This is a genomic window from Bradyrhizobium sp. SZCCHNR1043 (genome assembly GCF_032489675.1).
In the GTDB taxonomy this organism is placed as follows: Bacteria; Pseudomonadota; Alphaproteobacteria; order Rhizobiales; family Xanthobacteraceae; genus Bradyrhizobium.
The window spans coordinates 271,609-286,777 of the sequence record NZ_JAUEYN010000005.1; the positions used below are offsets into that span (position 1 = coordinate 271,609).

A 15,169-nucleotide genomic window follows, 5' to 3' on the forward strand; every position below is an offset into this window, starting at 1 on the left:
CGATCATGCGGTATTCGATGATGGTGCTGAGAACGATCATGATGGCGGCGGCAACACGAGGGCGTGCGGCTCCGCGCACCAATCCAAGACGTGCAATCAGCTCAGCCGGCCATGGTGGCCGACGATGTGTTCTATCATCGAACGTGCGGCCGCTGTGGAACCAGTGACCCGTCCAGCATCGGGCGCACGAGATCAACATCAACTCGAGGGAGGACGAAGCAGATCAGTCCGCGGGTGATCCGAGCAACTCGTCACCGGCTCGGGCCGCGGCAGCTGATCGACCATAGGCGTGATCCAACCGATCACGTTCAAGCGTAGCGGGGCAACGATTGGGTGCAGAACGGCGCTGTGACGCCGAAGTCGGACGAAGTTGCTCACTTAGTAAAGCGTATCCGGGGGACGACAAAGTTGCTGGACGACATCACCATCGAGACGCGTGATGCGGGAATGGATTCGGGTCGAGGGGCGGCCTGCAGGGTTGAATACTTAATCATCCCGCGCCGGATCGATCCGCTGAGACGAAATACGGTCGCCGGGTCGGCGGTGAATCGCGCCGATCGCGTGCGCGCAGCTCTGGAGGCGCACGCATGAAGATCCGCAAGACCGACTATGGAACGATCATCCTGCATTGGACCCTGGTTGGGGCCACTGTGATCGCCTTCATGACAGGGCTTCGCATGGCGACCGAAGCGCCTGGACACGCGTGGATCGCCAACAATCTCGACTGGCTGCTGCCCCGGCACCGGACCTGGACCTGGCACATGCCGGCTGGGGTCGTGCTCGCGAGCGTGGCCCTCGCCTACATGATCTATATCTCGAAGTCAGGGCTCGGTCGCCGCGTCACCATCGACAAGATGCGCTTCAAGGGCTTGCTCGGCCGCCGGCCGGCGCGGCTGGGATCGATCAGTGTGATGCTGCATTGGGTGCTTTTCATCTCCATGGCGATCCTGATCGTCACCGGAGGCATGCTCTTCTTCGGCGTGGCCTCCGGCTACGTCACCATGATGATCCACTGGTACGCGACCTGGGTGATCCCGGCCTTCGTGGTGCTGCACGTCCTGGTTCACTTCAGCATCGGCGGAAAGATGCAGCTCTATCGCGTGTTCCGGCCGGCGCCGTTGCCGCCCCCGCCGCCGAAGCTCGATCCCGTCGAGCTCCTCACGATGTTGGTTGAGCAGTCGGAAAAGCTGGAGGAGGCGGAGGCGCCTCCGAAGAGGCCGGCGCCCGCTGCGCGGCCTGCAGCGCGTGAGCCGATGCCGGCGCCGCGGCGCATGGAGGAGCCGATGCGGGCGCGTTCCGAGCCGCGTGTGCCGCCAGGCCGCATGCGTCCGCCGCCGGCACCTGCCAAGGGCAATTCCCGCCGCCGCAATCCGAGCTTCCAATCCAACCCGTTCATGGTCGCGATCGCCGCAGCCATCGTGATCGGTTCCGCGATGTTCGCCGCCGACTACTACGCCGAGGACACCGTCACGGTGTACCGGATTGCCACATCCGATGCGCCGACCCTCGACGGCGATTCGTCGGATCGCGTCTGGCGCAACATCCAGCCGCACATGGTCACGACCAACCAGGGCGACAATTTCGACGGTACCGGCGAATCGCGAGTGTGGATCAAGGCAGCGCATGACGGCACGTGGGTCTACTTCCTCGTCATCTGGGAGGATCCGACGCGGTCGTTGAAGCAGCTGCCGCTGATCAAGAAGGCGGATGGCTGGCATCTCCTGCAGAACGGATTCGACAAGGGCGACGAGAACGACTTCAACGAGGACAAGTTCTCGCTGTTGTTCACGACGCTGCCGATCACCTTGGCCGCGGACCGAACGTTTCACATGAGCTCGCAGCCGATGCCAGACAAGCCGCCGACCCTGTCCGGTCGCGGCATCCACTACACGCCGGCGCCGAATCTCTATGCCGACGCCTGGCTGTGGAAGGCGACGAGCGGCGGCCCGACCGGATGGATGGACGATGATCATTTCGGTCCGCCTGCGGAGCCGACACCGGATCAGGTCAAGGGACTCACGCCCTACAAGGGCGGGTTCGCGTCGGATCCGGGCACCGCGAACTATTCGGACAATTTCGTGATCGACAGGGAGGCCGCAAGACTAGGGAATCGGGGTGTGAGACCGAAGCGTCTTCCGAAGGACGTCGCCGCGATGACCGCGGCGATGGGCGAGATCAATCTCGATCCGAACATCGGCGAGAGTGAAGGCGCACGCTGGTTCATGACGGAGGCCGAATCCGTGCCGTATTCGGCCGAGGCGGATGCGCAGACGCCGATCGGGACCGTCGTGCCCGGTGTTCTCGTCAGCGGCGAGTTCACCGGTGATCGCGCGGACATCCGTTGCGCAGCGCGTTGGGCCGCGGGCCATTGGACGCTCGAAATTGCCCGCAAAATGGACACGAAAAGCAAGTACGACGTTCCGATCAAGAATGGCGTGTTCATGCGTGTCGCAGCGTTCGACCATACCCAGATCAGACATACGAGGCAGATCCGGCCTATGCGACTTGAGGTGCAGTGATGGGTAAGATTTGCAAAATCCAGTACAACAGGGAAACGTTCTACGCGAATGTGGGCGATATCCTGCTCGACGGCGCCATCAACAGCGGCGTGGATCTGCCCCATGACTGCCGCAGCGGAATCTGCGGATCCTGCAAAGTGACGGTCGTCGACGGCAAGCTGTTCGGCGGCATGGAAGGCGACATGGCGCATGCGTGCCAGGCGCGTGTGGTGTCCGACCTGAAGATCATCACGGAGCCCGTGCCGGATACGGTGACGATGAATTGCGAGGTGGGTGATCTCGTCCGGCTCGCGCCCGATGTCGTCGGTGTCACCATCGAGATGCCGAAGCCGCTGCGATTCTTCCCCGGGCAATACGCCAAGGTCCAGTACCGCGGTTTTCCGACGCGTTGCTACAGCCCGACCTATCCGATGGTCGGCGCGCCTGACAGCCATCTGCTGTATCTGCACATCCGCATCCTGAAGGATGGCTTGGTGTCGTCGGCGCTTGGCCGCGACATCCAGGTCGGCCATCGCGTCAAGCTGACGGCGCCGCTGGGCACTGCGTTCTTTCGGCAGAAGCATCGCGGTCGAATCATCCTGGTCGCGAGCGGCACGGGCTTTGCCCCGATGTGGGCGATCGCGGTCGCCGCCATCACCGAAAATCCGAAGCGCGAGATCGTCTTCATCGTCGTGTCGCGCACCTTGCAGTCGTTCTACATGCATCAGGCGCTGTGCCGGCTCGCGCGCTTCCCGAACGTGAAGATCATCCCGATCGTGTCGGAGCCGCAGAACGTCTCGCCGGCGATTCGCAGCGGCCGGCCGACCGAACACATGCCGGAGCTCACACCGAACGACGTCGTCTACACCTGTGGCGCGCCGGCCATGACGGAGGCGGTTGCGAAGATGGCGCGCGGGGCCGGAGCGAAGTGTCACTGCGATCCGTTCGTATCATCGGCGCAGCCCTCCGAGTCGAGCGGCGGACTCATGAATCGGCTGGTCGGGTGGCTCGACAGCCAGCGCGGCCGGCCGGCCATGTTCCAGCCGGCGGAATGAGATCGTGGCGGCCGCGACGCGCGCGGCCGCAGTCCGGCGCTCAGCCGGCCACGAAAGCGAGCAGAGTGCCCGTGGCCGATGCGGGCGGCACGACCAGGCTCGCACCGCTGCGCACGGCTGCAGCCCCCAGAGCCTTTTCGGTCGTGGTCAGATCATGTGAGGCCAGCACCAGGCCGGCGCCGCCCCGCTCCGGCAGACCGGCAAGCGACACGCCCGGATAGCGCGCTGCGAGCTGGTCCCTGGTCAGGAACACGAAATCGGCGCGGTCACCGCCCGAGGTGACGGTCACGGCGCCGTCGGCTTCGTCTCGCCCGTCGCGATCGATCAGGCGCGACAGGTGAGCCGCGTCCTTGGCCGGATCCGGCGTCACGATCAGCGCCTGCTTCAGTTGCCTGGCGGCGTTGGCATGGCGCATCAGTTCCGGGATCCACACCGTTTCGCGCGTCTTGTGCTGGCAGGCGAAGATGCGCAGGCCGCCCGGAGCCTCCGCGACCGGCCATTGAAACACGCGGAATTTCGCGGCCGAGATGCTGCCGTCGGGCAGGGGCACCGGACGCTCGAAGTCGATGGGACCAATCGGCTCGAAGCCCTTCGCGCGAATTTCCTCGGCGCCGGCCGCGGAATCAATCGCCGTGAAGGCGATGCGCTCGATGCCTTCGCCGCGCTGGGCGAGGAAGTTGCGGGTCGGAACGTTATGGTCGGTCTCGGCGAGGATGCCGAGCAGCTCGATGTAGTCCGGATCGAGCATGATGGTGTAATTGCCGGATCCCATCTTGGCGCTGTGCGTGCCGCGCGGAGACAGCGTAAAACCCAACCGCTTCCAGGTATCCGCCGCCGCGTCGAGATCCTTCACCACGACGACCGCGTGATCGATACCGATGACATTCTTGAGGGCCACGCGTTTGTCTCCTTGCAGCGAACTTGGCATATTGGCGGCCGAACTATGCCCAATCGACCCATGCACCGCAACCGGCGCAGCCGGGCGCCGGGTGCAAGGCAAGATCGACCTCCGGGATGTTGGTCGATCAGCAAGGATGAGCTGTCCTCCATGAGCATGACCGCAGAAAACGTTCAATGGCCGCCGTCCTTGTGGGCCGCACAGACCCCGCCTGGCCCTGATCTGCCCGTGCTACAGGGCAGCTTGCAGGCCGATGTCGTGATCATCGGCGGCGGCTTCACCGGCTTGTCGACGGCGCTGCATCTGCGCGAGGCCGGCGTCGATGTCGCGATCGTCGAGGCGATGGAGCCGGGCTGGGGCGCATCCGGCCGGAACAACGGTCAGGTCATTCCGACGCTGTCACGTCCCGATCCTGACGATCTCGTCGCGCGTCATGGCGCCGCGGGCGAGCGCTTCGTGGCGATGTTACGCGACAGCGCGTTCAGTCTGTTCGATACCGTGAGACGGTACAACATCGACGCCGAGCATGAGCAGGCCGGCTGGGTCCAGCCGGTGCATACGCCCGGCCGCATCAAGATCGCCGAGCGCAGGTTCAAGCAGTGGTCGAAGTTCGGCGCGCCGGTCGAGCTGCTGTCGCGCGATCAGGCGCGAGACATGCTCGGCTCGGACGCCTGGCATGGCGGCTTCTGGAACAAGACCGGCGGCCACATCAATCCGCTCGCGCTGGCGCGTGGCTTGGCGCGGACGGTGCTGAACCTGGGAGGCCGGATCTATGCGCGCTCGCCGGTGATCGATTTCGCCCGGCGGGGGGATCGCTGGATCGTGCGCACCGCACGAGGGGAGCTGTCGGCGCGCGCGCTGGTGCTGGCGAGCAATGCCTATAGCGGCGAGTTCTCCAAGGCGCTCGCACCGGATATCGCGCACGAGGTGATGCCGGTGCTGTCGTGGCAGATGGCGACGCAGCCGCTGTCGGACAATGTGCGGAAGACCGTCATCCCGGCGCGGCAGGCGATGTCCGATACCCATGGCGAACTCTATTTTGCGCGTTACGACGCCCGCAACCGGCTGGTCACCGGCGGCGCCGTGATCGGCCCCGGCAATAAGGCCGAGCGGCTGAAGGCGCGGGTCGCCGAACGCCTGCAGCGCCTGTGGCCGCAGATCGGCGAGGTCAGGTTCGACTACGTCTGGAACGGCTATGTCGGCATGACCACGGACTACATGCCGCGGATTCATCGCCTCGGTCCTGATGCCTATGGCTGGACCGGCTGCAACGGCCGGGCGGTCGCGCTCACGATCCCCCTCGGTGCGGAGCTTGCGAAAGCGGTGCGCGGCGTGTCGGCGAACGAGCTGGCGCTGCCATTCACGGAGCCGGTCACCATTCCGGCGCACGCCCTGCTGCGTCCGTTTGCGCCGCTGATGCTGCTCTTGTACCGATACCGTGACGCGCGCGAGATCAGCTAAGAGGTGGGATGTTCGGTCCGGGCGAAGTCGCCGCCCGGAATGGCCTCGAGCAGAGCCTGCGTATACGGATGCTGCGGGTTGCCGAACACGTCGTGCGTGGGTCCATGCTCGACGACGACGCCGTCCTTCATCACCGCGACCAGATCGCAGATCTGGGCTGCAACGCGCAAGTCATGCGTGATGAAGATGATCGACAGGTCGAGCCGCTCGCGCAGGCTGGTCAGCAGCTTCAACACCTGCGCCTGGACGGAGACGTCGAGCGCGGACACCGGTTCGTCCGCGACCAGCACCTTGGGCCTTAGTGCCAGCGCGCGCGCCAGCCCGATGCGCTGACGCTGACCTCCGGAGAACTCATGCGGGAAGCGATCGGCGGCGGACGGGTCGAGCCCCACCAGGCTGAACAGCTCGCGCGCCTCGGTCAGCGCCTGGTCTCGGGCGGTGCCGTGCACGATCGGTCCCTGCGCCACCAGCTCGACCGCCTTGCGCCGGGGATTCAGCGAGGCGAACGGGTCCTGAAACACCATCTGCATCTGCCGGGTCCGGCTTCTGACCTCGCTGCGCGAGAGGCGAGCCCAGTCCTGACCGTCGAGCAGGATCGTTCCTGCATCGGGATCGATGAGGCGGATGATGCAGCGGGCGAGGGTGGATTTTCCGGAGCCCGATTCGCCGACAACGCCGAGCGTTGCGCCCTTTGGCAGTGCGAGCGAGACGTCCCTGACCGCATGGGTGACGCGCTCGCCGCGGCCGAGGAAGCCACCGGTGCGATAGGTCTTCGAGACGCCGGAGATGGTGAGGATCATCCGGTCCGACAGCTCGCGTGCCGGGGGCGCCGCCACGGGCGGCACCGCGGCGATCAACTGCCTGGTGTAGTCATGCTGCGGCCGTTGCAGGATATCCGCCGCCGCGCCCTGTTCGACGACGATCCCATGCTGCATCACGACGACGCGGTCGGCGATCTCGGCGACGACACCGAAGTCGTGGGTGATGAACAGCACCGCGGTCTTGCGCCGCTGCTGCAGCTCGCGGATCAGCTTGAGGATCTGGGCCTGCGTCGTGACATCGAGCGCCGTGGTCGGCTCGTCGGCGATCAGCAGCTTCGGATCGAGCGCCAAGGCCATGGCGATCATCGCGCGCTGGCGTTGGCCGCCGGACAACTCGTGCGGATACGCCTTCGCCGCGCGCGGCGGATCGGGAATATGGACGTCGGACAACAGGGACAGCACGCGCGACCTGATCTCGGCCTTGGAGAGATCGGTATGGATGTCGAAGACCTCGCCGATCTGGTCGCCGATCGTGCGCAACGGATTGAGCGCGGTCATCGGCTCCTGGAACACCATCGCGATCTCGGCGCCGCGAATGCTGCGCATCTCGGCCGCCGTGGCGGTGCAGAGATCGCGCCCGGTAAACAGGATGCGTCCGCCATCCGTGCCTACACCGTCGGGCAGCAGCCGCATGATGGCATTGGCCATCATCGACTTGCCGGAGCCGGATTCGCCGACGATGCAGACGATCTCGTTTTCGGCGATCGCAAGCGAGACCTCGGAGATGGCATGCGTGCGGTCGGCGCCTTTCGGCAGACGAACGCTGAGGCGATCCACGGTCAGAACGGGCTGTGCTGGACTCATCGCTGCTTCAGCCGCGGGTTCAGTGCATCGTTGAGGCCCTGGCCGACCAGCGACACCGCAAGCACGGTGATGAGGATGGCAACGCCGGGGATCGCCGACACGTACCACTGCACGCGCAGCACATCGCGCCCGAGACCGATCAGGTTGCCCCAGGAGGCGACGTTGGCGTCGGACAGCCGCAGGAAGGCGAGTGCACTCTCCAGGAGGATCGCGACCGCCATCACGACGCCGGCATAGACGATCACCGGGGGCAGCGCGTTGGGCAGGATCTCGCCCAGGATCAGCTGGGTGTCGCGCATGCCGAGCGTGCGGCCGGCCTGGACGAATTCGCGGCCGCGCAGCGACAGGAACTCCGCCCGCGTCAGCCGCGCCGGCGCGGGCCACGACACGATGCCAACCGCGATCGTGACCGTCGTCAAGGTCGAGCCGAACACCGCCACCAGTACCAGCAGCAGCACGAAGTTCGGCAGCGTCTGGAAGGCCTCGGTGATGCGCATCAGGATGTTGTCGACCCATCCGCCGTAGTAGCCCGCGAGCGCGCCGACCATGACGCCGATCGCCACGGCAATCAGCGTCGCGACGCCGCCGATCAGGAGCGAGATGCGGGCGCCATGAAAGATCTGGGCGGCAATGTCGCGGCCGGAATTGTCGGTGCCGAGCAGGAAGCGCGGATTGGCGAACGGCCAGATCAGCGGACGCCCGGCGAGCGCGAGCGGATCGCGCGGATAGAGATAGCCGGCGCTGATCGCCATGCCCACCACCACAAGAAGCAGGATTAGGCCGAACACCGCGGAGGGACTGCGGAAATAGCGTTTCACGGCGTCCATGCTCAGTTCTCCGCCGTGATGCGCGGGTCGAGCCGCGCATAGAGCAGATCGGTGATGAAGTTGACCACGATCACCAGGAGCGCGGAGACGAACACGATGCCGAGCAGGGTGTTGAGATCGCGCTGGACCACGGATTCATAGGCAAGGCGTCCGAGGCCAGGCAGCGAGAACACGGTCTCGACGACGACGGAGCCGCCGAGCATCGTCCCCGCCTGCAGTCCGATCAGCGTGACCATCGGCAGGAGCGCGTTGCGCAGAACGTGGCGGGTAATGATGCGGGTCTCGTCGAGGCCCTTGGCACGTGCGGTGCGGACGAAATCGAGGTTCTGGACCTCGAGCATGGATGCGCGCATGATGCGTAGATAGATGGCCAGGAAGATCAGGCCGAGCGTCAAGGACGGCAACATCAGGTGGCGGGCGATGTCGAGCACGCGCCAGAGGCCGCTCGTGACCGCGCCGATATCCTCGAAGCCGCCGGCTGGCAGCCACTGCAGGTAGATCGAGAACACGACGATGGCCATCAGACCAAACCAGAACGACGGGGTCGCGTAGAAGATCAACCCCACGGTGGAGATCAGCGTGTCGGGCCACCGGTTGACGTCGCGCGCAGCGATCACCCCGAAGACAAGACCGAAGAAAAAGGCAAAGGACAGGGACGAAGTCATCAACAGCAGGGTCGGCGGCAGCCGCTCCAGGATCACGGCGGCGACGGGCTTGCCGTAGATCGCGGAGAATCCGAGATCGAGGCGCACCAGCCGCCACAGGTAATTGGCCAGCTGCATCGGGACCGACAGATCCAGCCCATAGAAGCGGCGCAGCTCGCGGGCAGTCGCAGCATCGCCGCCGCCCATCTGGGCCATCATCGCGTCGACCGTGTCGCCCGGCGCGAGTTGCAGCAGAAGAAAGACGCCGATCAGGATCAGGAACAGGGTGGGGATCGAGGCGGCGAGCCGCCGCCCCGCAAGGCTCAAGATGCGCATGGCCTTATCCTGACGGATTCCGGCTCAGGCGGAAAGCCACAGATCGTGCCAGCTCGACGATCCCCAGCGCGGCGTGTTCGAGTGGTTGCGCGCCTTGGCCGTGATCACGGTGACGAAGATCTGCTCGATCGGCATCCACACCGGCAGCTCGGTATTGGCCTCGCGCACGAAATCGGCATAGAGCGCCTTGCGCTTGGCCGGATCGACCTCGGTCGCCGCGTCATCGATGATCTTGTCGATCTTGGCGTTGTCCCACCCCCACTGGTTGGTCCACGGCGCGCCCTTGGGCTGCCCGGAGCGGTACCAGACCGTGGTCGAGACGGCCGGATCGTTGCGATACTGGTGCCAGCCGGTCGCGAGATCGAAGGCGTGCTCGTCATAGACCTGCTTGAGGAAACCGCCGCCATCATTGCGCACGATCTCGATCGCGATGCCGACCTCGCCCAGCGATTGCTGGAGGAAGGTCGACCACAGCGAGATGTCCTCGCCCCATGGCGCGGGCAGCAGCCGCAGCGAGAAGCGGGTGCCGCCGGAGCCGGGCTTGTAGCCGGCCTCGTCCAAGAGCGCTGCCGCCTTGACCTTGTCGTAGGGATATTGCGGCGTATTGGCGCCGGGGTAGAAGTCGGTCGAGGTCGACGGGATCGGGCCGGTGCCCAGCTTGGCGAAATCGCCGAGGAAGTTCTCGATGAAGAAGGGAACGTTGATCGCATGCGCGATGGCGCGGCGGACCTTCACGTCCGCCAGCTCCTTGCGGCGGACGTTGAACTCGAGCGTATTGGTGCGCGCGTTGCCCTCGTTGCCCTTCGTCGAGACGATGAAGCGCTTGTCCTTGCCGAGCCGCGCCATGTCGGAGATGGTCAGGCCAGAGAACGGGCTGTAGTGCAACTCGCCGGCCTCCATCTGCGCGGCTGCGGCGGCGCGGTCAGTGATCACTTTCCACACGATGCGATCGAGGTAGGGCGCGTTCGGCCGCCAATAATCGGTGTTGCGCTCGGCCATGATGTATTGCCCGCGCTCGTACTTCACGAACTTGAACGGACCGGTGCCGATGGGGGCGAGGTTGGCGGGGTTCTGCCGGATGTCGCCGCTCTCATAGATGTGCTTGGCCGAGACGTAGCCGAGATCGGGTAGCGCGCGCAGGAGCAGGTTGAGCGGCATCGGCCGCTCGTAGCGGAAGATCGCGGTCTGCGGATCCGGCGTGTCGACCGCTGTCAGGAACAGCTGCAAGGTCGATCCGTAGTTGAGGATCTTCTTCCACATGTTCATCGCGGTGAAGGCGACGTCCTCCGACGTGAACGGCTTGCCGTCATGCCAGGTGATGCCCTTGCGCAGCTTGAAAGTGACGGTCTTGCCATCCGGCGTCGCCTCCCAGCTCTCGGCAAGCACGCCGACCGGCTGGCCGTTGGCATCGAGGTCGACGAGGTTCTCCTGGATCTTGCCTCCGATGATGTAGACGCCGGTCGATGCCTGAAGGCTCGGGTTGAGCTGGCGCTGCTCGGCGCCGTAATGCACGTTGAATACGCCGCCTTTGCGCGGGGTCTCCTGGGCGAAGGCCCGGAATGGATTGACCACGTTCGCGGCGATGGCGGCGGAGGTCAGGAGGGCGGTCCGGCGGCTGATCTCGAAACGGCTCGAATTCATCAAGGTCTCCCGAAGGCCAAGCGGGGACGCTGGCCGATGGTGCAATTGCGGCGAAGATTACGCGGATCGCGGGTCCAAGTCATTTGCGAATTGCGATGCAGATCTGCGGCATTCTCGGCCGGTCCATGCAGCCGGCGGCACCGTGGCATATATTGCTCGTATACAAACGAATGGGAGAAGATCTTCGCCGACGGGGACTTGAATGAGGTGGGGATTGCCGGCTGCCACGAACCGACCGGAGGCAACTCTGACGCGGTGCCAATAGACTGCGCTATCTCAGGTCGACGTCATGGGGCCTTCGATCGGCAGCCGCAGCTCGAACGCAACACCGTTGTCGCCCGGCCGCAGCGAGATCTCGCCGCCATGGCTTGCCATGATGGCGCGCACGATCGACAGCCCCATGCCGGTACCGCCGCTGTCGCGCCGGGTCGTGAAGAAGGCATCGAAGATGCGGTCGCGGTTCTCCGGCGAGATCGGATCGCCGTCATTGCTGGCGATGACGATCAGCATCTCCTTGCTCTCCTCGGCCTCGAGGCGGATGCGCCGGGCGCCGTGCCGGACGGCGTTGTCGACGAGATGCGTGAGCACGATCAGCGCGGTCTCGTTCGGGAGCATGGTGCTGCGCTCGACAGGGCCGGACGTCTCGATGACGGTCGACGGGAAACGCGCTCGCAGCGTGCTGACGGCCTCGGCTATGCTACCGGCCTCGACCGTCGACACCGTCTCCGCCCGTGCCAGCTCGCGCAAGCGTTGGGCCAGCGCCGCGAGGCGGTCGGCGTCGCCAAGGATGTTGGTGAGGAATTTCTCCTGCTCGGCGCGTGTCAAGGTCTCGGAAGGACTGGCCAGAGAGTCGAGCAGCAGCTCGGCTGCGCCCTTGATCGAGGTCAACGGCGATTTGAGCTCGTGCGTCAGATGCGCGGAAAAGCTCCGGATGTAGTTGGAGCGTTGGGCCAGTTGCTCGGCCATGGCGAAGAAGTGCTCGGCGAGCTCGGCGAAGTCGCGGGTGCCGTAATGGGCGAGCGGGCGGAAACCGGCGGGATCGTTGCGTCCGATCCTGCCGGCGCGATCGACCAGCTCGCGCATCGGCCGTGTGATCGTCCGTGCCACGATGAGGCCGACCAGCAGCGTCGTGAGGACAATGGCGGAGCCTGCGGCAACGAACTTGCCGCGCTCTTGATAAAGATGCTCGAAGATGTTGCGGGGCGTCCGCGAGGTGTAGATGACGCCGGCGACGCGATCGTTGACGACCACCGGCATGGCCGAGAACACATGGACACCGACGCCGCGGCTGATCGAATAGATCGGTGGCGGCGTCTTGTCCGGAATGCGAATGCGGAGCGCGGCGCTGTAGCGTCCCTTCAGCGCGGCAGCCACCTCGTCGATATGGGCGAGTGACTTGCCCATTTCATCGCGGCCGGCGATCACGACGCCTTGCGGATCGAGCACACGGAATCCGGCCAAGGTGACCTTCTGCGTCTCCCTGACGATCGGAAGCAGCCGCGCGCCAATCGCGACATAGGCGGGATCCGCAGGATGGATCGCGTCGCGGGCGTCCGGGCGGCGGACGAACAGATCGTTGGCCAGCAGATCGAGCAGGGGACGGATGGGTGTCACCTCGTCTGCGGAATCGGGGCGTGCCTCGGGCGGGATTTCGGCGCCGAGCGGAAGGCCAGCGGCAAGGCGCGCGGACACCTCCTCGGCAAAGACCGCCGCGAGCACACGGCTCTGCGCGATCAGCTCTGCCTGTGTCTGACGGATCAGCTGGTTGTCGTAGATGCGAAAGAAGAACAGCCCGACCAGGGGCAGGGTGGCGACCAGCGCCAGCACGCCGAAGACGATCTGTCCCAGCGACGGCCGCCATTTCGCCCTGGGCTTGGGCGCGATCATGAGGCGCCGCAGCGGCCGAGCCGGAAGCCCACGCCATGGACGGTCTCGATCGCGTCGTCGCAATGCGCGGCTGCGAGCTTCGCTCTGATGTTGCGGATGTGGCTGTCGATCGTTCGGTCGGAGACCTGGATGTTGAGCTGATAGGCGGCGGTCATGATCTGCTCGCGACTGAAAACGACTGCAGGACGCGTCATCAGCGTGCGCAGGATGCTGAACTCCAGCGCTGTGAGCGTCAGCGGCGTATCGCCGAAGCGCGCCAGATGCTGCTGCGAGTCGAGACGAAGCCTGCCGTGCGCCAGCTCCTCCGGTTCGAGCGTACGATCCGCAGCACCGGAGTTGACCCGGCGGAGAATGACGTTGACGCGGGCAACCAGCTCGCGCGGGCTGAACGGCTTGGTCACGTAGTCGTCGCCGCCGATCTCGAGCCCGAGAATGCGGTCGATCTCCTCGTCGCGCGCCGACAGGAACAGGATCGGCACCTGCGAGGTCCGGCGGATGCGCCGGCAGACTTCGAGCCCGTCGAACTCCGGCATGCCGACGTCGAGCACGATGAGGTCGGGCCGGTCCTCAGCGAACCTGACCAGCGCGGCCCGACCGTCGGCCGCCTCCGTCACCGCCATGCCGGCCTTGCTCACGGCGACACGCAGGACCTCGCGGATATGCGCGTCATCGTCGACAATGAGGATTCGGGGGGACACGGCCAGGGCTCCGCGGCGAGGCATCAACTGGGATTCTGCGTTAGAGGATGTCTATCGAGATAGCGCTGCAAGCGCCAGCCGCGAAAACTCCAGGATCGCCACGACGCCATTTCGGCCACCTGCTGGTCCAGCAGCCGGTCGTGGATCCGGGGCAGACCGGCGTCCTGCGGCAACAGCAACATGGCCCGCCGCACGGCCGGCAGGGCTTGGGTACCGAGGCTGGAAAGATAGTCCCTATCGATGGCAGAGCCGCTGCGTCCTGCCTCACGGCTGTTGGTCACGTTGTAGTCGGCGATCAGCCCGTTGAAATTGACCAGCGCGCAGCCGTAAAGCGTCGCCGCGAGCGCAAGCAGGTTCATGCGCACGAGCCATGCATTGGGCTTCTCCAGAATGATCCGCGCCATGATCAGGATCAGTCCCACGGCGACCAGCGCCATCCATATCAGAGCCGCGATGCGCCACTGCGTCAGGAGATAGCTCTCGATATAGATGTGGACCCGCTGAATCGAGGATGCGACCAGCATCACGTTCTGTGCGACCCAGAGATAGACGAGCGGGCGGATGAGCCGCGACCCCTCCTGTCCCGAGCGGACGGCGGCGATGACAAAGGCGGCCGCCAGAAGTGCCGTAGCGATCAGCGGGTAGGCGCCTCGGTGGGCGTAGGTCGCGTAAGTCATTCCGTTGGGAAGCGCCGCATGTCCCCACAGATAGACGCCATCCAGGGCGGTCTGGATCGCAAACAGCAGGTTGAACAGAATCAAGGAGCGGACGACGGTCTGCTGGTTGAGGAGGGGGCTGACGACCGACGGCGCCTGGTCGTCGCCATCGAGATCGATCGGAGGACGTTGCGTCTTGCCTCGTTGGCGCCTGCGCAAGTTGATGAATGGCCAGATCAGGGACACCATCAGGAGCCAGAAGATGGGACGGCCCACGCTCAGGCTCGACGCAATGTGCTGAGGATGCAGTTCGTCGAGCCATTGCTCGATGACGGGATTGGCTGCCGCGAACAGGAGAATGAAGACGAGGCTGAGGGCGAGGGGGATGCTCCAGGTCAGCACGATGCGTGTAAAATCGTTGGCACGAAGCGTGGCCAAAGTATCGGGGATCAGTTGGAACGGTCCGATCAGAAGAAGTTGCCGTGCTGCGCTCAGCGGCACGAGAAGTCCTTCGGCGGCCGGATCGGTCGACAGGGCGACGGCCGATATCGTCCCGAGGACGACGATCAATACCGACAACGTCGTCAGGTCCTCGATCGCGGGCAACAGGCCTGCAACGAGGACGATATTCGCAAGAATCGCGCGCGGGCGGTGGATCCGGTCGTGATTGGCGAGGAGGCTGGCTGCGAAGAGCGCTGCCGCAAAGATCGGGAAGGAGAGGCCTAGCGTCTGGTCGTAAAGCAGGATGTCGGCGAGCCCGAGCAGGCCGATCGCGATGATGAACTTGTGCCACATGGACTCAGATGCCTCTGGGGAAGCCGTCAGCTCGGCGGAGCCTTTCATTGAAGTAGTCCTTGGTTGAATCACGACTCGGTCGGCAGCGCCCGCCGATGAAGCGAGCATGACCCCCGCGTGTGCAGCGGTGCCGGAGATGGTCTGCAGC

The 15,169-nt window shown here is 65.2% G+C and carries 12 protein-coding genes; 4 read left to right on the top strand and 8 right to left on the bottom strand.

Translation table 11 applies throughout. The features are described 5' to 3' along the window. Window positions 1-408 precede the first annotated feature (408 nt). The 3 genes from QX039_RS10975 to QX039_RS10985 are packed head-to-tail and all read left to right on the top strand — an operon-like array spanning window position 409 to window position 3,553. Window positions 409-591 (top strand): hypothetical protein, encoded by a 183-nt coding sequence (locus QX039_RS10975; protein WP_315738086.1) that lies wholly within the window; start codon window positions 409-411, stop codon window positions 589-591. Continuing rightward, window positions 588-2,519, top strand: coding sequence for an ethylbenzene dehydrogenase-related protein (locus QX039_RS10980; RefSeq protein ID WP_315738085.1), 1,932 nt, complete (start codon window positions 588-590; stop codon window positions 2,517-2,519). Before QX039_RS10975 ends, QX039_RS10980 begins: the two co-directional genes overlap by 4 nt. Beyond that, window positions 2,519-3,553 (top strand): 2Fe-2S iron-sulfur cluster-binding protein, encoded by a 1,035-nt coding sequence (locus QX039_RS10985; protein ID WP_315738084.1) that lies wholly within the window; start codon window positions 2,519-2,521, stop codon window positions 3,551-3,553. Before QX039_RS10980 ends, QX039_RS10985 begins: the two co-directional genes overlap by 1 nt. Before the next feature lie 40 nt (window positions 3,554-3,593). On the opposite strand, the gene QX039_RS10990 is transcribed toward QX039_RS10985, so the two are convergent. Then, window positions 3,594-4,451, bottom strand: a complete 858-nt coding sequence (locus QX039_RS10990; protein WP_315738083.1) for a VOC family protein — start codon at window positions 4,449-4,451, stop codon at window positions 3,594-3,596. 150 nt (window positions 4,452-4,601) lie between these two features. On the opposite strand from QX039_RS10990, the gene QX039_RS10995 reads away from it, so the two are divergent. Next, on the top strand, window positions 4,602-5,912 hold the full coding sequence (locus QX039_RS10995) for an NAD(P)/FAD-dependent oxidoreductase (protein ID WP_315738082.1): 1,311 nt from the start codon (window positions 4,602-4,604) through the stop codon (window positions 5,910-5,912). On the opposite strand, the gene QX039_RS11000 is transcribed toward QX039_RS10995, so the two are convergent. From QX039_RS11000 to QX039_RS11030, 7 genes are all read right to left on the bottom strand, one after another. Then, entirely contained in the window at window positions 5,909-7,537 is a 1,629-nt protein-coding gene (locus tag QX039_RS11000) for an ABC transporter ATP-binding protein (RefSeq protein WP_315738081.1), read from the bottom strand. The genes QX039_RS10995 and QX039_RS11000 overlap by 4 nt on opposite strands. Continuing rightward, complete coding sequence (locus tag QX039_RS11005) at window positions 7,534-8,364, bottom strand: ABC transporter permease (protein WP_315738080.1); 831 nt, start codon at window positions 8,362-8,364, stop codon at window positions 7,534-7,536. The genes QX039_RS11000 and QX039_RS11005 overlap by 4 nt, the downstream gene beginning before the upstream one ends. A 2-nt stretch (window positions 8,365-8,366) precedes the next feature. After that, entirely contained in the window at window positions 8,367-9,344 is a 978-nt protein-coding gene (locus tag QX039_RS11010) for an ABC transporter permease (protein WP_315738079.1), read from the bottom strand. 24 nt (window positions 9,345-9,368) lie between these two features. Beyond that, window positions 9,369-10,985, bottom strand: a complete 1,617-nt coding sequence (locus QX039_RS11015) for an ABC transporter substrate-binding protein (RefSeq protein WP_315738078.1) — start codon at window positions 10,983-10,985, stop codon at window positions 9,369-9,371. Between the two features lie 276 nt (window positions 10,986-11,261). Further along, complete coding sequence (locus QX039_RS11020) at window positions 11,262-12,872, bottom strand: ATP-binding protein (RefSeq protein WP_315738077.1); 1,611 nt, start codon at window positions 12,870-12,872, stop codon at window positions 11,262-11,264. Then, complete coding sequence (locus QX039_RS11025) at window positions 12,869-13,570, bottom strand: response regulator transcription factor (RefSeq protein ID WP_315738076.1); 702 nt, start codon at window positions 13,568-13,570, stop codon at window positions 12,869-12,871. The genes QX039_RS11020 and QX039_RS11025 overlap by 4 nt, the downstream gene beginning before the upstream one ends. A gap of 23 nt (window positions 13,571-13,593) precedes the next feature. Then, window positions 13,594-15,069 (bottom strand): DUF4173 domain-containing protein, encoded by a 1,476-nt coding sequence (locus QX039_RS11030; protein WP_315770771.1) that lies wholly within the window; start codon window positions 15,067-15,069, stop codon window positions 13,594-13,596. Window positions 15,070-15,169: the final 100 nt, after the last annotated feature.